The following is a 19,890-nucleotide window of genomic DNA, read 5'->3' on the forward strand; positions in this document are numbered from 1 at the left end:
ACGGGGGGGAGAGTTTCAGCGAGATATGGCCTCGATGAGGCTCGCGCCGGCGCCCAGCTCGACGACGTCGCCGAGCGCCAGGTCCGCCTGGCCGAGCAGGGCGGCGTACTCGTCGCGGCTCCGCTCGGTACCGCCGTTGAAGATGGCCAGCATCCGCATGTCGAAGTCCTTGCCGAGATGCGGGGTCTCGTCGTCGGGCAGCACCACTTCGAGCACCAGGACGCTGCCGCCAGGGTTCATGGCCCGGCGGACGTTGCGCAGGATCTTGACAGCGTCCTCGTCGTCCCAGTTGTGCAGGACGCTGGCCAGCAGGTAGACGTCGCCGGCCGGGACCGAGGCGAAGAAGTCGCCGGAGACGACCTCTGTCCGGTCGGACAGGCCCTCCGCGGCCAGCGCCGCCGTGGCGTGGGCGGCCACGTGCTCCAGGTCGAACAGGATGCCGCGCATGGTCGGGTTGGCGTGCAGGACCGTGGCCAGGATGTGGCCCTTGCCGCCGGCCACGTCGACCATGGTCGCGGTGGCGGGGAAGGCGTACCGCTTGGCCAGGCCCTCGGTGAGGGGGACGGCCCGGCGTCTCATGTAGTCGTCGAACATGCTGCTCGACGTGGGATTCTTCGCGAGGTGGTCGTAGAGGTGGCCATACCGCTTCGCGAAGGCCGAGCTGCCGTCCCGCACCGTGGCGGGGAGCATGCCCATGGCGTACCAGAAGCCCTCCTCGCCGAGCATGCGGATCGAGGAGCGGATCGAGTCGGGGACCTCCGAGCGCAGCGCGGTGCCCCTGGCTGTGAGGTCGTAGGTGTCCGGGCCGGCGGGGCGGACCACGTCCATGCCGGCCAGCTCGCGCAGGACCCTGCGCAGCGACGGGGCGTGCGCGCCGCAGCGCCTGGCCAGCTCGCCGGTGTCGAGCGGGCCGTGCGCCAGGTGGTCGGCCAGACCCAGCTCCGCCATCGTCAGCAGGGCCGCGAAACGGGAGATGTCGCCTACGGCTCCCCAGAGGAGCTCGTCGGAATGCGGCATGTTTCCTTCCGGAGGATCACGCGTTACGGGTGGCCTGCCGGTGCCAGACGAGCAGGCGCCGCTCGGCCAGCACGAACAGGGAGTTGGCGAGGTAACCGAGCACGCCGAGCAGGGCGATCGTGGCCCAGACCCCGGCGCCGTCGAAGCTGCGCTGGGCCTGCAGCAGCTGATAGCCGATGCCGTCGGTGCTGCCGAACAGCTCCGCGATGACCATGAGGATCAGCGCGAGCGACAGGCTCAGCCGTAGCCCGGCGAAGATCTTCGGCGAGGCGGCCGGGAGGACCACCACGCGCAGGTACTGCGCCTTCGACAGGTTGAACACCGTGGCCGTGTCGGTGTAGGTGCGGTCCACGGCCCTGACCCCGTCGATGGAGTTGAGCAGCACGGGCCAGATCACGCCGAACACGATCGTGGCCAGCTGCATGGTCAGCCCGGCCTTGAACAGCACGAGAAACACCGGCAGCAGCAGCGGCGGCGGGATGGCCCGGCCGAACTCGATCAGCGGGTCCACGTAATCGGTCGCCGTCCGCGAGCGCCCGAGCAGCACGCCGAGCACGACGCCGAGCACGGCGGCCAGGACCCAGCCGGTGAGCATGCGGCCCAGGCTCGGCAGCAGGTTGTCCACCGCGTCGTCGGTGAGGAAGATCCGCGAGATGGGCCCGGAGAACCACAGCTCGTACATGCGGGCGACGATCAACGTGGGCGGGGGGAAGTCGAGGTCCTCCAGCCCGCGCGCGATGAACTCCCAGGCGACGAGCACCACGGGGATGACCCAGAGCCTGGCGCCGGCTTTCAAGAGGGCTTTCACGACTCCTGCGCTCCCGTCCGCATGCGGTGCCAGTGGAACAGGCGGCGCTCTCCGGCCTGCAGCACCAGGTTCGCGATCACGCCGAATATCCCGGCCCAGAACGTCGCCGCCATCATGAGATCCATCCGGTTGCCGCTACTCGCCTGGATCACGTAGACGCCGATGCCGGCAGTGCCTCCGGCCAGCAGCTCGGCGCTGACGGCCAGGATCAGCGCGATGCCGGCGGCGATCCTGACCCCCGTCGCGACGAACGGGGCGGCGCTGGGCAGGCTCACCCTGGCCAGCACGGCCAGCGGGCCGAAGCCGAAGCTGCGCAGGGACTCCTTGGCCAGCGGGTCCACGTCGCGCATGCCGTAGAGGGTGTTGATCAGGATCGGCCACATGCAGGCGTACACGATGACCGAGATCTTCATCAGCCCGTCCACCGGGATCAGCAGGATGGCGAGCGGGATGATCGCGACGGAGGGGATCGGGCGCATGAACTCCAGCACGGGCCTGATGGCCCGTTCCACCGGCGGCAGCGCGCCGAGCAGCACGCCCAGGGGGACGGAGATCCCGATCGCGATCAGCAGGCCGAGCGCCCAGTTCGTCAGGGTCGTGCCGAGTCCTGTCAGGAAATCGGTGTCGACCAGGAGGAGCACGGCTTCGTACAGGATGGTCGAGGGGGCCGGGAAGGTCAGGTCGTCGCTCATGGCGAAGCGGATGAGCAGCTCCCCGACGGCAAGGAGCCCCGCGGCGCCGGCGGCGCCGCGGAGCACTCGAGCACCGGTCATCCGGCCGGGGGGGCCGGGACGATGATGGACTTCACGTCGATCTGGCTCTCGATGTACTTGTATTCGAGCAGGAGGTCGGCCACCTTCTGCAGGCGGTTCGCGGTCAGCTCAGTCGGGTACGCGAGCGGTGTGATCACGGACGCGGTCTTCGCGTCGATCTTCGTGTACGTCGGCAGGGCCTTCTCGAGCTCCTTGCGGTCGGTCGAGAGGTCCTTCAGCGCTTTGGCGATCGCTCGCTGGAACGCGGCCACCGTCTTCGGGTTCTTCTGCGCCCATGCCTCGGTGACCGACCAGCCGGAGATGGGGAAGTTCTCGGTCTGGCCGGTCATCGTGTCGGCCAGCTTGCGGAAGCCTTGCGTGCTCTGGGTGGTCGTGATGAAGGGCTCGACCATCCAGCCCGCGTCGGCCAGGCCATTGGTGAGCGCGTTGCCCATGTCGGGGAACGCGACCTCCTTGTACTTGACGTCGTCCTTGGTGAGCCCAGCCACCTTGAGCTGCGTCTCCACGGCGAGCGTGGCGATGTTGTTCAGGGTGTTGACCGCGACGGTCTTGCCCTTCAGGTCCGCCACCGTGTTGATGGGCGAGTCCTTCGGGACCATGATGTTGAACGTGTTCGGGGCGCCCTGGGAGGCTTCCGCGACCAGCTTGATCTTCTGTCCCTTGCTGAAGGCCACCAACCCCGACACGTAGTTCTGAAGCGTGGCGTCGAGCTCGCCGCTCATGAGCTTCGGCATCGCGGCCGCGCCACCGGTGATGGTCACCGGCTCGACCGTCAGGCCCTCCTGCTTGAAGTAGCCCTTGTTGATGGCGACATAGAGCGACACGGAGTCAGGGATCGGGATCGCCCCGACCTTGATCGTGGATTTCTCCAAGCCGTTGGCGCCGGCCGAGGCGCTCGTTGAGCTGTCGGAGCTGCTGCAGCCGGTAAGCACAAGAGCGACTGCGACGCCGAGTGCGACGGCGCTGCAGCGCAGTTTGCGTGTCATGGGGGGGTTCTCCTACCAGGGGGAAGTCTTCTGGAGATCGGGACAGGATACCGGGCGTGAAGCGTACCGGAAGGGGAGATCAGATCGGCAGCTCTGCGCCTCGTATACGAGGTTTATCTGATAAATGTGATAATAAACGACTATAGATGTAAATATGGAGATTAAGGCTGATTGATGGTAGTATGTCCGCCTTGGTGGTGTGGTTGCGCTCCGTGGTCAGAGGCTTGCCAGGTGAACAATGTGTGAGCTGGAACGGTTGAAAACGGCAGAGACGTTGGCTGAAGTATGAGGTTTGTGCTCAAATTGGGCCTCGAACCTGCCTGCGATCACTCGTCCCTCGGACGAAGCCGCTGAGACCCCCTGAAGCAGGCCATGGCGAGAGGTTGCCACCAGTGAGGACAACAACGACCGGCCCCGGTCGTGGTAGGGCTCCGGACGTGCCCGACGAGCCGGCGGGCGGCGAGGTGCCGGAGGTGAAGCTGCCCAAGGCGGGCAGCTCGCTCGCGCTGCGGAACTGGCGTGTACGCACCCGCCTCATCGCCCTCATCGCCGTTCCCACGATCGTGGCCGTGGTCTTCGGTGGCCTGCGCGTCACCAGCTCGATCAGTGGCGCGGAGCAGGCCCAGGTCATCGGCGAGGTCGGCAGGCTGGTCACCCAGTTCGGCGAGGTCTCCCGCGACCTCGGCCTCGAGCGCGACCTGGCCACCCGCTACGCCGCCTCCGGCCGGTCGGCGGACGTCGAGGGGCGACTCGCCGCCCAGCAGGAGGTCGTCGACGTCAGCGTCAAGCGCGTCCTGTCGACCGCGCAGACCGTCGAGCCGTCCCTGTCCGACATCGGCCGCAGGAGCCTCGACCGCATCAAGGTCCGGCTCGACCAGCTGGGTTCGCTGCGCGAGACGGTGACGAAGACGCAGATGCCGCCCCTGCCGACGATGGAGAAGTACTCCGAGACCATCGCCGAGATGCTGCAGCTCTACGACGAGGTCGCCCAGGGCGCGACGGACGAGCAGCTGATCGCCACCAGCGCCGCCCTGCGCGCCATCGCCCGAGCTGAAGAAGAGGCGTCCAAGCAGCGCGCGCTCCTGACGATCGGCCTCGTCCGAGGGTCCTTCCTCGAGACCGAGTTCAGCGCGTTCCTCGACGCCAACTCCCGGCGCGACAGCGAGCGGGCCGCCTTCCTGGCCGTCGCCACGCTGGACCAGCGGCAGGCGTTCGACAACACCGTCGCCAGCGTGAAGATCGGTCGTGCCGAGCTCTACATCGACCGCTCCGTGCTGCTGCACACCAACGCCGCCGGTATCCCGTCGACCAGCAGCGCCAGGGGGCAGTACCTGCGCAGGCTCGACACCTCCACCAACAACGACGTCGACCGCTGGTTCGACGCCATCAGCGAGACCGTCGACCGGTTCCACGACGTCCAGAAGTCGCTCGGCGACCAGGTGGCCACCAGGAGTGCCGACCTCGCCAGCGGCGACCGGCAGCTCGCCGCGATCAACATCTCGATCGTGGGCGCCCTGCTGGTCCTGGTCCTCGCCATCACCGCCATCATGGCGGGCTCGCTCGTACGTCCGCTCCGGCGCCTGCGCGGTGACGCACTCAAGATCGCCGGCCAGACTCTTCCCGACCTCGTCCGCCAGTTGCGCACCACCGACGTCGACCCCGAGCGGCTGAGCGTCCCGCCCATCGAGATCAACTCCAAGGACGAGATCGGCGAAGTGGCGCGGGCGTTCGACGAGGTGCACCGCGAGGCCATCCGCCTGGCCGGCGAGGAGTCCAGGCTGCGGAGCAACGTCAACGCCATGTTCGTGAACCTGTCGCGGCGCAGCCAGACCCTGGTCGAGCGGCAGATCACCCTCATCGACGGCCTTGAGCAGGGCGAGCAGGACGAGCAGCGGCTCGGGAACCTCTTCAAGCTTGACCACCTGGCCACCCGCATGCGCCGCAACAGTGAGAACCTGCTGGTCCTCGCCGGGCAGGAGCCGCCGCGCCGCTGGAGCCAGCCGGTCAAGCTCGTAGACGTCGCCCGCGCCTCGCTGTCGGAGGTCGAGAACTACGAGCGCGTCGTGCTGGAGGTGCCCGAGGGCGTCTCCATCGCCGGCCAGGCCGTCAACGACGTCATCCACCTGCTGGCCGAGCTGATCGAGAACGCCCTGTCGTTCTCGCCGCGCGAGACCCGCGTACCGGTCTCGGGCAGCAGGATCGACGGCGGCGGCATCATGCTCTCCATCAGCGACTCCGGCATCGGCATGGCCCAGGAGGAGCTGATCCAGGCCAACGAGCGCCTGATCGACTCGCCGACCGTGGACGTCGCGGTCTCCCGCCGCATGGGCCTGTTCGTGGTCGCCAGGCTGGCCCACCGCCACGGCATCCGCGTGCAGCTGCGCTCGCACGGCTCCGGCGGCCTGACCGCGATGGTGCTCATCCCCGAGTCGCTGCTCGGCGCGCAGGCCCCCTCGTTCGCGGGCTCCCAGCCCGCCGGCGCCGGCGCCGGGGGCGCTCCCCCTCGCGGAGGGGTCTTCCCGACGCCGCAGCCCGCGGCCGCGAGCCCGTGGCCGGCTTCCGGCTACCAGCTCGGCCCCGGACACCCGTCGTACCCCTCGGAGCCGGCGCCGCAGGGCACAGGCACCTCCTGGCCGTCGGTGCCGCAGTGGCCCGCCGAGGCAGGCAACTGGATGTCCAACAACTCCGCTCCGTCCTCTGACGTTTGGGTGTCCTCGCGCGGGCCCTCGACGGGCGAGACCGCGCTGCCCCGGCGGGGCGCCCCGCCCGAGGAACAGCGGGCCTGGTCGCAGCCTGTCGAGCAGCCGCCGGCCCCCACGTCGCAGCGCTACGAGTTCCCCGAGACCGAGTCCGCAGCGACGGGCCCCATCCCGGTGGTCAAGCCCGCCTCGGCCGGGGACGAGTACCTGCCGATCTTCGCCTCGGTCGAGTCGGCCTGGTTCGAGCACGGCACCGACAGCGGCGCCACATGGGGCTCGGCCAAGGCCGACGCCGGCTGGAGCGCGGCCCAGGCCGCGGTGGAGCCGGCGCGTGACGGGTCGACCGCGGCCGGGCTGCCCAAGCGGGTGCCCAAGGCGAACCTGGTGCCGGGCTCCGCCGACGCCGTCTCCGCGCCGAAGGGTGTCGCGCCCATGCCGGCGGTCTCGCCGGACCGGATACGCAGCCGGCTCTCGAGCTTCCAACAAGGCTTCAGAGCCGCACGCGACGACATCAGCGAGGGCAGGACGTTCGGGTCCGGCCCCAGGAGTAACAGTAGGGAGGAGGGCGCGTGAACGACCTGAGCCACGCGGCACGCGGGGTGGACTGGTTAATCACCGACTTCGTCAGTACCGTTCCGGGGGTCGCGCACGCGGTGGTCGTCTCGTCCGACGGGCTGCCGCTGGCGGCGTCGTCGGGCTTTCCGGCCGACCGGGCTGATCAGCTGGCCGCGATCGCGTCGGGGCTGGTGAGTCTCACGCACGGCGCCGCCAGGGTCTTCGAGGGCGGCGCGGTCAATCAGACGATTGTGGAGATGCAACGGGGGCTGATGCTGATCATGTCGATCAGCGACGGCTCATGTCTGGCGGTGCTGGCCGCCCCGGACTGTGACATGGGGCTGGTCGCTTACCAGATGACGCTCATGGTCGACCGCGCCGGTCAGGTGCTGACCCCGGCTGTGCGCGCGGAGCTGCGCGCCAGCCAGACCAGGTGATGTAAAAGTGACTGACCCCAGATGGAACAGCGGCGGCTGGGAGCCCTCGCCGCCCCCGCCCCACAGCTCTGACCCCGCCTCGCCGGTGCGGCCCTACGCCGTCACGGGCGGGCGTACCGCGCCCAAGGTCAAGCTGGCGATGGAGGCTCTGGTGTCCTCGGCGACCGCCGAGCACCGGGAGTTCTCACACATCACGCCCGAGTACAAGGCGATCAGCCAGCTCTGCCTTCAGGTCCGGTCCGTGGCGGAGGTGTCCGCCCTGCTGCGGATCCCGCTCGGCGTGGTGCGTGTTCTGATCGCGGATATGGCGGCCGAAGGCCTCGTACGAGTGCATCAGCCGCAGCTGGATGCAGGTAGGCCGGACGTCAACCTGCTGGAAAGGGTGCTCAGTGGACTTCGCAGGCTCTAGCCCCGGCTTAACCTCGACGAAGATCGTCGTGGCCGGGGGCTTCGGGGTGGGCAAGACGACGTTCGTCGGTGCGGTGTCGGAGATCATGCCGTTGACCACGGAGGCCGTCATGACGGACGCCTCCGCGGGCATCGACGACCTGGGCATGACGCCGCTGAAGTCGACCACGACCGTGGCCATGGACTTCGGCCGGGTCTCGCTGGACAGGGACCTGATCCTCTACCTGTTCGGCACGCCCGGGCAGCACCGGTTCTGGTTCATGTGGGACGACCTGGTACGCGGCGCCATCGGCGCGGTCGTCCTCGTGGACACCCGGCGCCTGGCCGACAGCTTCCCGGCCATCGACTATTTCGAAGAGGCCCAGCTGCCGTTCATCGTGGGGGTGAACGGCTGGGACGGTGAATACCTGCACAGCGACGCCGAGGTACGCGACGCCCTGACCTTGGCTCCGCACATCCCGATGGTCAGGCTCGACGCCCGTTCCAAGGACTCGGTCAAGAGCGCTCTGATCAACCTCGTCGAGCACGCTCTTACGGTTCGGATGGCCGTGCCAGGCTGGAGCGGCTAGGAGAGCGGATAGGCTGGAGCCTTAGACGTTCATTCGCTTCGAGGACTGGCCAACCACGTGTTCGAGACGCTTTCCGACCGCCTCACATCGGTTTTCTCCTCCCTCCGATCCAAGGGCCGGCTGTCCGATGCCGACATCGACGCCACCACCCGGGAGATCCGCATCGCCCTGCTGGAGGCCGATGTCGCGCTCCCGGTGGTCAAGGAGTTCGTCGCCCAGGTCAAGGAGCGCGCCCGCGGGGTCGAGGTCTCCCAGGCGCTCAACCCGGCGCAGCAGGTCGTCAAGATCGTCAATGACGAGCTGATCGGGATCCTCGGCGGCGAGACCCGCAGGCTCCGCTTCGCCAAGACGCCGCCGACCGTCATCATGCTGGCGGGCCTCCAGGGCGCCGGTAAGACGACCCTGGCCGGCAAACTGGCCAGGTGGCTGCGCGACCAGGGCCATGCGCCCATGCTGGTCGCCGCCGACCTGCAGCGCCCCAACGCCGTCCAGCAGCTCCAGGTCGTGGGCGAGCGCGCCGGGGTCGCGGTCTACGCGCCGGAGCCCGGCAGCGGCGTCGGCGACCCGATCGCGGTCGCCCGCGGGTCGATCGACGAGGCCAGGCGCCTGCAGCACGACATCGTCATCATCGACACCGCCGGTCGCCTGGGCATCGACCAGGAGATGATGAAGCAGGCCGCCGACATCCGCGACGCGGTCAGCCCCGACGAGGTCCTGTTCGTCGTCGACGCCATGATCGGCCAGGACGCCGTCACCACGGCGCGGGCGTTCATGGAGGGCGTAGGCTTCGACGGCGTCGTGCTGACCAAGCTCGACGGCGACGCCCGGGGCGGTGCCGCGCTGTCGGTCAGGCACATCACCGGCCGGCCGATCATGTTCGCCTCCACCGGCGAGAAGCTCGAGGACTTCGACGCCTTCCACCCGGACCGGATGGCCTCCCGCATCCTCGACATGGGTGACATCCTCACCCTGATCGAGCAGGCCCAGAAGACGTTCGACGAAGAGCAGGCCACCAAGATGGCCGGCAAGCTCACGTCGGGCGAGAACTTCACGCTCGACGACTTCCTCGAGCAGATGATGATGGTCCAGAAGATGGGGCCCATCAAGAACCTGCTCGGCATGATGCCCGGCATGGGCCAGATGCGCGACCAGATCAACTCCATCGACGACCGCGACCTCGACCGCATCGCCGCGATCATCCGCTCCATGACCCCGGCCGAGCGTCAGGACCCGAAGATCATCAATGGGTCCCGCCGCGTTCGCATCGCCAACGGCTCTGGCGTCACGGTCACCGCTGTCAACAACCTGGTCACCCGCTTCTTCGAGGCGCAGAAGATGATGAAGCGGATGGCGGGGGGCATGGGCATTCCCGGCATGCCGGGCGGGCGCGGCAAGGTGGCGAAGGGGCAGAAGAAGAACAAGAAGGGGCGGCGCGTCAGCGGCGACCCGCGCAAGGCGGGGCTGGAGAAGACGTCCTCCGCCGAGGCGCCGGCGCAGCCGAAGCAGGGCGGGCTGCTGGGCAACCTGGGCGGCAAGCTGCCGCCCGGCTTCGACCCGTCCAAGTTCAATCTTCCCGGCCAGAAGTAGCGCGCCCGAGCACGGCCGCACGTGCGCCTCGGTAACGTGGCGCCGGAGCATCGTGTCGCCGTGGTCACCGGTGACGGCCGCGGCAGGCGTCTGAGGACGGGTGAGGCCGCATTCTTGCCGAGCCTTTGCGTCGCCCTTCCCTATGAGGTCGAAGGCAGTGCCGTAGATCTGGCACAATGACATGTTGGAACACCGTGACCAGGTGGGTGCCCTCTCACCTCCCGCCGGCCACGCCTGTCCCTGGAGCGTCGTCAAGTCGTGCCCCACTCGGCGAGACGCCGTTCACCCACGCTCGAATGCAGGAGAGACCACACCCGTGGCAGTCAAGATCAAGCTCAAGCGGCTCGGCATGATCCGCAACGCTCAATACCGTATCGTCGTCGCCGACAGCCGCACCAAGCGTGACGGCCGGGCGATCGAAGAGATCGGCCTGTACCACCCGAAGGATCACCCTTCGCGCATCGAGGTCAACGCCGAGCGTGCGGCCTACTGGCTCGGTGTCGGCGCACAGCCGACCGAGCCGGTGCTCAAGCTGCTCAAGCTCACCGGCGACTGGCAGAAGTTCAAGGGCGAGCCCGCCCCGGCGCCGCTCCTGGTCGCCGAGCCCGCGCCCGACCGTCACGCCCTCTACGAGGCCGCGGCCAAGGAGGCACTGTCCGGTGGCGACACCGGCACGGCCGCCACCACGCCGCGCAAGGCCAAGAAGAAGGAAGAGACCGAGGCCCCCGCCGAGACCCCGACTGAGGGCGAGGGCTGACGTGCTCGAGGAGGCTCTCGAGCACCTCGTGAAGGGCATCGTCGAACATCCAGACGATGTCCGGGTCCGCGCACGCCGCATTCGCAGCGGGCGCGTCCTGGAGGTCCGGGTGCACCCCGAGGACCTGGGTAAGGTCATCGGACGCGGCGGGCGCACCGCCAAGGCGCTGCGCACGGTCGTGAACGCCCTGGCCGACGGGAAGTACGTTCGGGTCGACTTGCTCGACCTGCACGAAGCAGTCCGTTAGCGTCAGGTTCTCGCGCCCTCATCGGTTCGCTGACCGATGGGGGCGCTTGCGTTAGAAAGGGCAGATTCACGTGCAGCTGGTCGTCGGCCGGATAGGCCGTCCGCACGGGGTACGCGGTGACGTGACCGTGGAGGTGCGCACCGACGATCCCGAGCTGCGCTTCCCCGTCGGCGCGTCGATCGCGACGGACCCCGCCGACAGAGGGCCGCTCGTCATCGCCGCGCGCCGCTGGCACAAGGGCATGCTGCTGATGTCGTTCGAGGGGGTCTCCGACCGCGACACGGCTGACGAGCTGCGGGGCACCATGCTGGTCATCGACTCGGCCGAGGTCGAGCCGACCGGCGACCCCGACGAGTTCCACGACCACGAGCTGATCGGCCTGGCGGTGGAGACCGTCTCCGGTGACCCGGTCGGCGAGGTGGAAGACGTACTCCATCACGGCCAGGACCTCCTCGTGGTGCGCCGCAAGGGGCAGGACGATGCGCTCATCCCGTTCGTCAAGGCTCTGGTGCCCGAGGTCGATGTGGAGGCGGGCCGGCTGATCGTCGATCCGCCAGAGGGCCTGCTGTGATGCGGCTCGACATCGTCTCGATCTTCCCTGAGTACTTCGCGCCGCTGGACGTCTCACTGATCGGCAAGGCGCGTGAGCGAGGCACGCTCGACGTACGCGTCCACCAGCTGCGCGACTGGACCCACGACGTGCACAAGACCGTCGACGACACCCCCTACGGGGGCGGTCCAGGCATGGTCATGAAGCCCGAGGTGTGGGGCGAGGCCATCGACGCGGTGATCGGGGACGGCGCGCCCCGGATGATCGTCCCGACGCCGAGCGGCCGGCCGTTCACTCAGGAGCTCGCGCAGGAGCTGGCGGGGGAGCCGTGGCTGCTGTTCGCGTGCGGGCGCTACGAGGGCATCGACTCGCGGGTCATGGCCGAATACGGCGCGCGGCTGCGGGTGGACGAGGTCAGCATCGGCGACTACGTGCTCGCCGGCGGCGAGGTCGCGGTGCTGGTCATGGTGGAGGCCATCGGCAGGCTGCTGCCGGGTGTGCTGGGCAACGCCCAGTCGGCCGTGGACGACTCGTTCGCGCCCGGTTCCATGCGGAACCTGGTCGAGGGTCCCGTCTACACCAAGCCACCCGTCTGGCGGGGCCACGAGGTCCCCGCCGTGCTGCTGTCCGGGCACCACGGGAAGGTGGCCAGGTGGCGGCGGGACGAGGCGCTGCGCCGTACCATGCGCAACCGGCCCGAGCTGGTGGCGGCGCTGGACCCCGAGACGCTCGACAAGCACGACAGAAGGCTCCTCGAGGAGCTGTCGTTTCGCGTCGGGCCGGAAGATATGGCAAACTGAATCGCTGCCAACTGTCAATTGGTTGGTCCGTCATGCCCGGGAAACGGTCCCGGGTTCATCACATCAGCAGGCGCGTCCGCCGCGAGCTACGGCCGGGTGGACCTCCGCGTGCTCACGAGGACTTGAGGACAGCTCTCATGCACACGAAGATCCAGGAGCTCGAGAAGGGGACCCTGCGCAGCGATGTGCCGGATTTCCGCCCCGGTGACACGCTCGAGGTTCACGTACGAGTCGTGGAAGGCAACCGCTCCCGTATTCAGGTCTTCAAGGGCTTCGTGCTGCGCAGGCAGGGCAGCGGCGCCCGCGAGACCTTCACGGTCCGCAAGGTCAGCTACGGCGTCGGCGTCGAGCGCACCTTCCCCGTGCACAGCCCGGTCATCGAGAAGGTCGTGCTTCTGACCCGCGGCGACGTGCGCCGCGCCAAGCTCTACTACATGCGCGACCTGCGCGGCAAGGCCGCCCGCATTCGCGAGAAGCGCGAGGCGACGCCCGCGAAGTAGGGCTCCGTTCTTCCCACCGGGGGCCGCGGTGCGCGGCCCTCGGTCTTGTGCCTTTGGCCCGTGCCTTCAGCGCGGGCCATTCGGTTTTGCAGCGCCGTTTCCTTTATGTGGAGCGACTCGTGCCCGGTGTAACGTCGGTCGCGGCTTGTCGAGCCGATCCATCATCTAGGCTCGTCAGCGATGACTAGCGAGAGCCAGGAGCACGGCGCGGCGCGCCGCCCTGTCGAGGACGAGGTGGACGTGGTCGCCGAAGAGACTCAGAAGCCGGCCAAGGGCGGAAAGAAAGAGAAGAAGGGGTCGTTCTGGAAAGAGCTTCCTGTTCTTGTCGTTGTAGCCCTGGTGCTGGCCCTGATCATCAAGACGTTTGTGGTCCAGGCCTTCTACATTCCGTCGGAATCGATGGAAAACACCCTGCTGAAAAACGACAGGGTCCTGGTCAACAAGCTCGTTTATCACACGCGCGACATCGAGCGGGGCGACGTGGTCGTGTTCTCCGGGGTCGACTCCTGGGACGGCGAGTTCCAGCTGGAGGAGCCGTCCAACCCGGTCGCGGCGTTCTTCCGGTGGGTCGGCACGGCGTTCGGCATCGTGCCCGGCGAGAAGGACTACATCAAGCGGGTCATCGGTGTCGGCGGGGACCACGTCAAGTGCTGCGACTCCAAGGGGCGCATCACGGTCAACGGCACGCCCATCGACGAGGAGAGCTACCTCTACCCGGGCAACGTGCCCTCCGACAAGTTCTTCGACGTCACGGTGCCGCCCGAGCGGCTGTGGGTGATGGGCGACCACCGCTCCGTCTCGCTCGACTCGCGCTCCCATACCGGTGACTCGGGTGGCGGGTCCATTCCCGTGAGTCAGGTCATCGGGCGGGCATTCGTGATCGTCTGGCCGTTCGACCGGGCGAGCGTGCTCGACATCCCCGACACGTTCGGGCAGCCCGCGCTCCAGGCGCTCGGCGGGTCCGTGCCGCTGGTCGCCGGGTTCGGGCTCGCCGTACCCTTGGTCCTGGTCCGTCGGCGCTGGCTGCGGAGGAGGCGTTGATGGCCGTCACCAAAAAGGCGGAAGGCGTGGGGAAAGAGAAGAAGAAGGGCGGCTTCCGCGAGACGGTGCTGCTGCTCGTCATGGGCGTCGGCATCGCGCTGTTGCTGCAGGCGTTCGTGGTCGGCTCGTTCTACATCCCGTCCGTCTCGATGGAGAACACCCTGCTGGTGAACGACCGGGTGTTCGTCAACAAGCTCGCGGGCAAGCCCGAGCGCGGCGACATCGTGGTGTTCAAGGGCTGGAACGGCGAGGACACCATCAAGCGGGTCATCGGCGTCGGCGGCGACAAGGTGGTGTGCTGCGACTCCAAGAAGCGCATCACCGTCAACGGCACGCCGCTGGACGAGAAGTCCTACCTCTACCCCAACGATTTCGCTTCCGGCGACAAGTTCGACGTCACGGTGCCGGCCGGGAAGCTCTGGCTGATGGGCGACCATCGCAGCGCCTCGGCCGACTCCCGGGCGCACATGGAGGAGCCCGGCAAGGGCTTCATCTCGGAGGGCGATGTGATCGGCAAGGCCGTGGTGCGTTACTGGCCGCTGTCGCGCGGCTATCTCTTCTCCCGGCCCGACATTTTCGACAAGGTCAAGTAGAGGGGGCCTTTCGGTCGCGGGTTGCGGCGAATGGGGCGTACGCTGCCTGTGTCATGACAGTTGCGTTCCGCCCTCGACCGAGCGTCGTCCGGCGCGATTCCGGTCTCTACGCCTATGAGCGGGCGCTGGCTCGCCGCGGCCTCACCCCGATCGCCGGTGTCGACGAGGCCGGCCGTGGCGCCTGCGCGGGCCCGCTGGTGGTCGCGGCCGTGATCCTGCGCAGGCAGATCGACGGCCTCGACGATTCCAAGCTGCTCACCCCGTTGGTGCGCGAACGCCTCTACGACCAGATCATGCGCGTCTCCCACACCGGCATAGTGATCATCCCACCAGGGGAGATCGACGCCAAAGGTCTTCACAAAAGCAATGTTTCAGGAATGCGGCGAGCTGTCGCACAGTTGCCCTGTGACCCGGAGTACATCCTGACGGACGGCTTCCCGGTGCCGGGGCTGCCGGCGCCGTCGCTCGCCGTGTGGAAGGGGGATCAGGTGGCCGCATGTGTGGCGGCGGCGTCGATCGTGGCCAAGGTGACGAGGGATCGCCTGATGGTCGCGCTCGACGAGCGCTTCCCGCAGTACGGCTTCGCCGAGCACAAGGGGTACGTCACACCGGGGCACCGGCTGGCGCTGGAAACGCACGGCCCATGTCCCGACCACCGTTACTCATTCGTCACGGTGGCCAGGGAGATGGGTGAGAATGAAATGGGGGCCGGGGTTGCCTGAGCAGGCAAACCGGGGGACCGGTACGACAGGAGGACCGCGATGAGCGCAGAGGATCTCGAAAAGTACGAAACCGAGATGGAGCTGCAGCTTTACCGCGAATACCGCGATGTCGTCGGTTTGTTCACATACGTCGTGGAGACTGAGCGGCGGTTCTATCTGACCAACTCGGTCGACCTCGACGTCCGTACCGCGGAGAACGGCGACGTCTTCTTCGACGTGAAGATGCAGGACGCTTGGGTGTGGGACATGTATCGGCCGGCGCGGTTCGTGAAGAACGTGCGGGTGGTTACGTTTAAGGACGTCAACGTGGAAGAACTGGCCAAGGCTGATCTGGAGATGCCCAAGGAGGGGTTCTCGGGGTAGTCGGTCGGCCCGGGGGTCGCGTTCGGGCTCGGGTGCCAGGCGTCCCAGCGCGCTTTGCCGTGCTGCGTCCCGTCGTGTGGCGCCCCGCTCCGTCGCCCTGCGTCCCGTCGTGTGGCGCCCCGCTTTGCCGCGCTGCGCGGCATCCCGCGTTCTGTCGTGCTCCGTCGCGCCGTGCCCCGCATCTTGCTGCCCTCCGTCGCGCAGCGTCCGTCGCCCTGAGGCCGCAGTGCCGTGCCATGCGTCGCCTCATTGCATCGGGCCGCCATTTCGCTCGGCCGCGGTGCCGCCGCGCGTTGCCTGCCACCCGTACTAGGCCACGTGGACCTGCCGCTTCGCTAGGCCGTGCGAGCACGCTACGTCGCTCGGCACGGTCTACGACGGCCCTTATCCACAACCAACGGCAGCCACACCCCGCTATCCCCAGAACCCCATTCGGCCCAACGCCTGCCACCCCTCATCCGCGAAGGTCGGTTCCCGGACCGGACCTGAACTGACGGAGGCGGCACATGGCCACGAAGAACGAGCTCGAGCTCGGCAAGCAGGGCGAGCAACTAGCCGTGACCTACCTGGAGGCCGAGGGGATGAAAATCATCGAACGCAACTGGCGCTGCCGCCATGGCGAGATCGACATCATCGCCGAAGAGGGCCCCAGCCTGATCGTCGTCGAGGTCAAAACCCGATCAGGCAGATCCCACGGCACAGCCCTGGAGTCGGTGAACTCCGCCAAACTGGCCAGGCTAAGGATGCTCGCCGCCAAATGGCTGGCCACGCAGCCCCGTACGTTCAGCGCCGTACGGGTGGACGTGATCGCCTTGGAGCGCTTCGCGGGCGACTTCGCCCTGCGCCACGTACGGGGGGCGATCTAGATGGCGGTGGCCCGCACTCGCAGCGTGGCGCTCGTAGGCGTCACGGGCCGCATCGTCGAGGTCGAGGCCGACGTGGGCAACGGCCTGGCGGGCATCCACCTCATCGGCCTCCCCGACACGGCACTGAGCGAGGCCCGCGACCGGGTGAGATCCGCGGTGGTCAACAGCACATACCCATGGCCCGACGCCCGCATCATCGTCAGCCTCTTCCCGGCCAGTCTCCCCAAACGTGGATCCCAGTTCGATCTGGCCATCGCGATGGCGATCCTGGGCGCCGCCGGGGTGATTCCCGCCGATCGCATCGCGGAGCCGTTCTTCCTGGGGGAGCTCGGCCTCGACGGCCGCATCAGACCCGTACGCGGCGTGCTCCCCTCCATCCTCGGCGCCGCGAAGCAGGGAGACGCCACGGTCATCGTGCCGTCCGCCAACTCGGCGGAAGCCGCCCTGGTTCCCGACGTGAAGGTGTTCCCGGTGGCCCACCTGCGCCAACTGGTGGAGTGGCTCCGCAAGGGAGAGGACGCACCCGAGCCCCAGGCCGAAGAGTGCGTGGAGCTCCCCAAGTCCACCACGGAGCCCGCGGTCGACCTGGCGGACGTCGTCGGCCAGCCGGTCGCCCGCCGAGCCCTTGAGGTGTGCGCGGCGGGCGGCCACAATCTCTGGATGCTCGGCCCGCCGGGCACCGGCAAGACCATGCTGGCCGAACGCCTCCCCACCCTCCTGCCCGACCTGGAGCTCGACCACGCCCTGGAGGTCACGGCCATCCATTCGGTGGCAGGCGTCCTGCCGTCCAACGCGCCAATGATGAGCAGACCGCCGTTCGTCAGCCCTCACCACACGGCGACGGCAGCCGCGATCATCGGCGGCGGCAGCACGATCGTGCGCCCCGGGGCGGTCTCGCTCGCCCACCGAGGCGTCTTGTTCATGGACGAAGCCCCCGAATTCCCCCGCCACGTGCTTGACGCGCTGCGGCAGCCGCTGGAGTCCGGCCGCGTGACCGTGTCCAGATCGGCGGGCTCGGTCACCTTCCCGGCCAGATTCACACTCGTCCTGGCCGCGAACCCCTGCCCGTGCGCCCAAGCCGAAGACCAGGGGGAAGACTGCAAATGTTCCCCGACGGTCAGGCGCCGCTACCTCGGCAGGCTTTCGGGCCCGCTCCTCGACCGCGTAGACATGAAGGTCACCGTGGTACGCGCCTCCAGACGCGAGCTCATGGCCGACCGCCAGTTCGCGGAATCCAGCAAGACGGTGGCCGAACGCGTTCTCGTGGCTCGCGAACGAGCCGCCAAACGCCTGGCCGGCACCCCATGGCGGACGAATGCCGAAATCCCCTCATCCGTCCTCCACAGCGACTACCGCCCGTCCCCCGAGGCCATGAAACCCATGACCTCCTGCCTCGACTCGGGCACCCTCACCGCCCGTGGCCTGGACCGCGCGGTCCGCGTGTCGTGGACCCTCGCCGACCTCGCCAACAAGGACCGGCCCGAGGAAGACGAGACCACCGCCGCCCTTCACTTCTGGCTAGGGGTGACGTCGTAATGCACGCCAAACCGGCTACCCCCGACATGCAGGCCAACCTGGCAATCCCGGACACGCATGCCAACCCGGCAATCCCCGACACGCATGCCAACCCGGCAATCCCCCACACGCATGCCAACCCTGCAACTGCCGACCAAGCATCCCGGCACCCCGAAGGCGTCATGACTCCACCCACACCCCCGCATCCCGAACGCGACACGCAACCGTTCGCATTCGCAATGACGGCAGCGAAACCATCCTGGCCACCGGCATCGCCGATCCAACAACCACCTCAAACCGCCGCCTCGGTGATCAGTGCCGAACATGAGGCGAGAGCCGCCCTCATGCGGGCCGCGGACGTCGGCGACACGATCATGGGCCACCTCGTGACGCAGTACGGCGCCACAGGCGCGGTGGACGCGATCCGCACGCGCACCCTGCCGCCGGAGTTCGCCACCCAGGAGACGCAGCAAGAGCGTCCCCGAGACCTGACCGCCCGCCTGAACGCCTGGCACGCCCGCCTGGCAGCCGCGAACCCCGCCGCCGATCTCGAAGCCGGAGAGAAATCCGGTGCTCGACTGATCATCCCCGGCACCCCGGAATGGCCCACTCAACTGGACCAACTGGGCCCGAGCCGTCCCCTCGGACTATGGCTCCACGGCACGGCAGACCTCCGATTCTCCTGCCTCAAGTCGGTGGCCGTCGTGGGTGCTCGGTCCGCGACGGCGTACGGCGTGCACATCGCGGCCGAGTTCGGCGTCGGCCTCAGCGAGTCAGGCTGGACCGTCGTGTCGGGCGGCGCCTACGGCGTCGACGGTGCGGCCCACCGAGGGGCGCTGGTCGCCGGCTCCCCGACGGTGGTCGTTCTGGCCTGCGGCGTGGACATTTGCTACCCGAGCAACCACGACACCCTGTTCGCGGCCGTCAGGGACCAGGGCGTGGTGATCAGCGAATGCCCGCCAGGGGTCCACCCCACCCGGGCACGCTTCCTCATCAGAAACCGCCTGATAGCCGCCCTGTCGAGAGGCACGGTAGTGGTGGAAGCCGCCCTGCGCAGCGGGGCACTCAACACGGCCACCCACGCCCTGTCCCTCAACAGGCACCTGGGAGCCGTTCCCGGCCCGGTGACCTCGCGCATGTCGGCCGGCTGCCACAGACTCCTCCGCGAACGCAAAGCGGTGTGCGTGACCTCGCCGGAGGAGATGATCGACCTCGTCGGCGTGATAGGCGACGACCTGACCCCGCAATCCCGAGCCCCCGCGGTCCCGAGGGACAGGCTCAACGAGTCGACCAGGAAGGTCCTGGACGCGATCCCCGCTCGAGGCGGAGCCGGCCCTGCCTCCATAGCGGTCAAGGCAGGCGTTGGCCTGGACGCCGCCCTCAGCGCACTGGGCGGCCTGGCAGCCGCGGGCTACATCGAGCGAACTCCGGACGGCTGGCGTCTCCGCAAACAAACGACCACATATCGCAAGGCCTCGGAATCCACCGCCCTAGAGCCCCCACCCATCGCGGAGGACATGGACCCGACCCAGGATCCGCCGGTCCCGGACGAAGACGACCTCGCACGCCGAGAGGACGGCCTTCCTGGCCCGGAGGACGGTTCCGCAGGTGGGAAACGCGACCGTCAAAGTGAAGGGGATGGGGCGCGCGGCTAGGACCCGGGTTGTTCGGGCACCCACTCCTTCACCCAAGCAACAGCACCCTCAACCGGCCGCGCCAGCCGTTCACGGGTTTGAGGGTGGCGTTGTTCGGTTGAAGGAGCGGGGATACGCACTCGAGGAAGTCGTTGTTCGGGTGAACGGCTGGCGTGGGCCAGGATCGTGCGGTAGCCGTCACCACATTCGGCGCCATGCACCAACGCGACCAGGTCGGACTCCGTGCTGATGCTGTCGGCTGGTGCTGATGGCCGGTGCCGTGGGCGTGACCCGTTGACCGTTCCCCGCGGCCGTGGCTCATTAGCCGTGGATGTGGCCCGGTGGATGTGGCCGGTGGATGTGGCCGTGGTGATGTGGGGCGTGGTGATGTGGCGTGGCGATGAGGGCTGGTGGCGCGGAGCGTGGCATGGGGGGTGGTGGCGTGCGACGTGGCATGGGGCTG

At 68.3% G+C, this 19,890-nt stretch carries 21 protein-coding genes; 17 read left to right on the forward strand and 4 right to left on the reverse strand.

What is annotated here, in order from left to right; translation table 11 throughout:
• Positions 1 to 15 precede the first annotated feature (15 nt).
• Genes EJK15_RS56150 through EJK15_RS56165 form a run of 4 tightly spaced genes read right to left on the reverse strand, consistent with a single transcriptional unit; the run spans position 16 to position 3,584 of the window.
• The gene (locus EJK15_RS56150) at positions 16 to 1,017 is read right to left on the reverse strand and encodes a methyltransferase (RefSeq protein ID WP_138718643.1); all 1,002 of its coding nucleotides are present in this window, start codon (positions 1,015 to 1,017) and stop codon (positions 16 to 18) included.
• A 16-nt stretch (positions 1,018 to 1,033) separates the two neighbouring features.
• The gene (locus EJK15_RS56155; protein WP_240777835.1) at positions 1,034 to 1,825 is read right to left on the reverse strand and encodes an ABC transporter permease; all 792 of its coding nucleotides are present in this window, start codon (positions 1,823 to 1,825) and stop codon (positions 1,034 to 1,036) included.
• A complete protein-coding gene (locus EJK15_RS56160; protein WP_138718644.1) occupies positions 1,822 to 2,598 on the reverse strand; it encodes an ABC transporter permease in 777 nt (258 codons plus the stop codon). Before EJK15_RS56160 ends, EJK15_RS56155 begins: the two co-directional genes overlap by 4 nt.
• Entirely contained in the window at positions 2,595 to 3,584 is a 990-nt protein-coding gene (locus EJK15_RS56165) for an ABC transporter substrate-binding protein (RefSeq protein WP_240777836.1), read from the reverse strand. Before EJK15_RS56165 ends, EJK15_RS56160 begins: the two co-directional genes overlap by 4 nt.
• A gap of 437 nt (positions 3,585 to 4,021) precedes the next feature.
• Between EJK15_RS56165 and EJK15_RS56170 the strand changes: the two genes are divergently transcribed.
• From EJK15_RS56170 to dprA, 17 genes are all read left to right on the forward strand, one after another.
• Entirely contained in the window at positions 4,022 to 6,856 is a 2,835-nt protein-coding gene (locus EJK15_RS56170) for a sensor histidine kinase (RefSeq protein WP_138718645.1), read from the forward strand.
• Positions 6,853 to 7,275 carry a roadblock/LC7 domain-containing protein gene (locus EJK15_RS56175; RefSeq protein ID WP_138718646.1) on the forward strand — a complete coding sequence of 141 codons (423 nt, stop codon included), beginning with the start codon at positions 6,853 to 6,855 and terminating at the stop codon, positions 7,273 to 7,275. Before EJK15_RS56170 ends, EJK15_RS56175 begins: the two co-directional genes overlap by 4 nt.
• Positions 7,276 to 7,282: 7 nt before the next feature.
• Complete coding sequence (locus EJK15_RS56180) at positions 7,283 to 7,684, forward strand: DUF742 domain-containing protein (RefSeq protein ID WP_420847167.1); 402 nt, start codon at positions 7,283 to 7,285, stop codon at positions 7,682 to 7,684.
• Positions 7,665 to 8,252: a GTP-binding protein gene (locus EJK15_RS56185; RefSeq protein ID WP_138718647.1), complete on the forward strand. Its 588-nt coding sequence runs from the start codon at positions 7,665 to 7,667 to the stop codon at positions 8,250 to 8,252. The genes EJK15_RS56180 and EJK15_RS56185 overlap by 20 nt, the downstream gene beginning before the upstream one ends.
• A gap of 57 nt (positions 8,253 to 8,309) precedes the next feature.
• Positions 8,310 to 9,839 carry a signal recognition particle protein gene (ffh, locus tag EJK15_RS56190; RefSeq protein WP_138718648.1) on the forward strand — a complete coding sequence of 510 codons (1,530 nt, stop codon included), beginning with the start codon at positions 8,310 to 8,312 and terminating at the stop codon, positions 9,837 to 9,839.
• 316 nt (positions 9,840 to 10,155) lie between these two features.
• Positions 10,156 to 10,596, forward strand: a complete 441-nt coding sequence (rpsP, locus tag EJK15_RS56195; protein WP_138718649.1) for a 30S ribosomal protein S16 — start codon at positions 10,156 to 10,158, stop codon at positions 10,594 to 10,596.
• 1 nt (position 10,597) lies between these two features.
• Positions 10,598 to 10,843 carry an RNA-binding protein gene (locus tag EJK15_RS56200; protein WP_043634919.1) on the forward strand — a complete coding sequence of 82 codons (246 nt, stop codon included), beginning with the start codon at positions 10,598 to 10,600 and terminating at the stop codon, positions 10,841 to 10,843.
• 70 nt (positions 10,844 to 10,913) lie between these two features.
• A complete protein-coding gene (gene rimM, locus EJK15_RS56205; protein WP_138718650.1) occupies positions 10,914 to 11,414 on the forward strand; it encodes a ribosome maturation factor RimM in 501 nt (166 codons plus the stop codon).
• Entirely contained in the window at positions 11,414 to 12,193 is a 780-nt protein-coding gene (trmD, locus tag EJK15_RS56210) for a tRNA (guanosine(37)-N1)-methyltransferase TrmD (RefSeq protein ID WP_138718651.1), read from the forward strand. Before rimM ends, trmD begins: the two co-directional genes overlap by 1 nt.
• A gap of 137 nt (positions 12,194 to 12,330) precedes the next feature.
• On the forward strand, positions 12,331 to 12,693 hold the full coding sequence (gene rplS / locus EJK15_RS56215; protein ID WP_138718652.1) for a 50S ribosomal protein L19: 363 nt from the start codon (positions 12,331 to 12,333) through the stop codon (positions 12,691 to 12,693).
• 180 nt (positions 12,694 to 12,873) lie between these two features.
• The gene (gene lepB / locus EJK15_RS56220) at positions 12,874 to 13,734 is read left to right on the forward strand and encodes a signal peptidase I (protein ID WP_171075131.1); all 861 of its coding nucleotides are present in this window, start codon (positions 12,874 to 12,876) and stop codon (positions 13,732 to 13,734) included.
• On the forward strand, positions 13,734 to 14,327 hold the full coding sequence (gene lepB, locus EJK15_RS56225; protein ID WP_138718653.1) for a signal peptidase I: 594 nt from the start codon (positions 13,734 to 13,736) through the stop codon (positions 14,325 to 14,327). The genes lepB (EJK15_RS56220) and lepB (EJK15_RS56225) overlap by 1 nt, the downstream gene beginning before the upstream one ends.
• Positions 14,328 to 14,380: 53 nt before the next feature.
• Positions 14,381 to 15,049, forward strand: a complete 669-nt coding sequence (locus EJK15_RS56230) for a ribonuclease HII (RefSeq protein ID WP_138718654.1) — start codon at positions 14,381 to 14,383, stop codon at positions 15,047 to 15,049.
• 39 nt (positions 15,050 to 15,088) lie between these two features.
• Positions 15,089 to 15,412: a DUF2469 domain-containing protein gene (locus EJK15_RS56235; RefSeq protein ID WP_026215037.1), complete on the forward strand. Its 324-nt coding sequence runs from the start codon at positions 15,089 to 15,091 to the stop codon at positions 15,410 to 15,412.
• Positions 15,413 to 15,918: 506 nt separating this feature from the next.
• Positions 15,919 to 16,278 (forward strand): YraN family protein, encoded by a 360-nt coding sequence (locus EJK15_RS56240; RefSeq protein WP_138718655.1) that lies wholly within the window; start codon positions 15,919 to 15,921, stop codon positions 16,276 to 16,278.
• Positions 16,279 to 17,814 (forward strand): YifB family Mg chelatase-like AAA ATPase, encoded by a 1,536-nt coding sequence (locus tag EJK15_RS56245; protein ID WP_138718656.1) that lies wholly within the window; start codon positions 16,279 to 16,281, stop codon positions 17,812 to 17,814.
• 287 nt (positions 17,815 to 18,101) lie between these two features.
• Complete coding sequence (gene dprA / locus EJK15_RS56250; RefSeq protein WP_338089949.1) at positions 18,102 to 19,448, forward strand: DNA-processing protein DprA; 1,347 nt, start codon at positions 18,102 to 18,104, stop codon at positions 19,446 to 19,448.
• Positions 19,449 to 19,890 lie beyond the last annotated feature (442 nt).

Origin of the sequence: Nonomuraea basaltis (genome assembly GCF_005893125.1) — a bacterium.
GTDB lineage: Bacteria > Actinomycetota > Actinomycetes > Streptosporangiales > Streptosporangiaceae > Nonomuraea > Nonomuraea basaltis.

What these genes read in the sequence shown, in the direction of transcription:
- EJK15_RS56150 (WP_138718643.1), bottom strand. Translation starts at nt 1,017, where the DNA reads ATGCCGCATTCCGACGAGCTCCTCTGGGGAGCCGTAGGCGACATCTCC.
- EJK15_RS56160 (WP_138718644.1), bottom strand. Translation starts at nt 2,598, where the DNA reads ATGACCGGTGCTCGAGTGCTCCGCGGCGCCGCCGGCGCCGCGGGGCTC.
- EJK15_RS56165 (WP_240777836.1), bottom strand. Translation starts at nt 3,584, where the DNA reads ATGACACGCAAACTGCGCTGCAGCGCCGTCGCACTCGGCGTCGCAGTC.
- trmD (WP_138718651.1), top strand. Translation starts at nt 11,414, where the DNA reads ATGCGGCTCGACATCGTCTCGATCTTCCCTGAGTACTTCGCGCCGCTG.
- rplS (WP_138718652.1), top strand. Translation starts at nt 12,331, where the DNA reads ATGCACACGAAGATCCAGGAGCTCGAGAAGGGGACCCTGCGCAGCGAT.
- lepB (WP_171075131.1), top strand. Translation starts at nt 12,874, where the DNA reads ATGACTAGCGAGAGCCAGGAGCACGGCGCGGCGCGCCGCCCTGTCGAG.
- lepB (WP_138718653.1), top strand. Translation starts at nt 13,734, where the DNA reads ATGGCCGTCACCAAAAAGGCGGAAGGCGTGGGGAAAGAGAAGAAGAAG.
- EJK15_RS56230 (WP_138718654.1), top strand. Translation starts at nt 14,381, where the DNA reads ATGACAGTTGCGTTCCGCCCTCGACCGAGCGTCGTCCGGCGCGATTCC.
- EJK15_RS56235 (WP_026215037.1), top strand. Translation starts at nt 15,089, where the DNA reads ATGAGCGCAGAGGATCTCGAAAAGTACGAAACCGAGATGGAGCTGCAG.
- EJK15_RS56240 (WP_138718655.1), top strand. Translation starts at nt 15,919, where the DNA reads ATGGCCACGAAGAACGAGCTCGAGCTCGGCAAGCAGGGCGAGCAACTA.
- EJK15_RS56245 (WP_138718656.1), top strand. Translation starts at nt 16,279, where the DNA reads ATGGCGGTGGCCCGCACTCGCAGCGTGGCGCTCGTAGGCGTCACGGGC.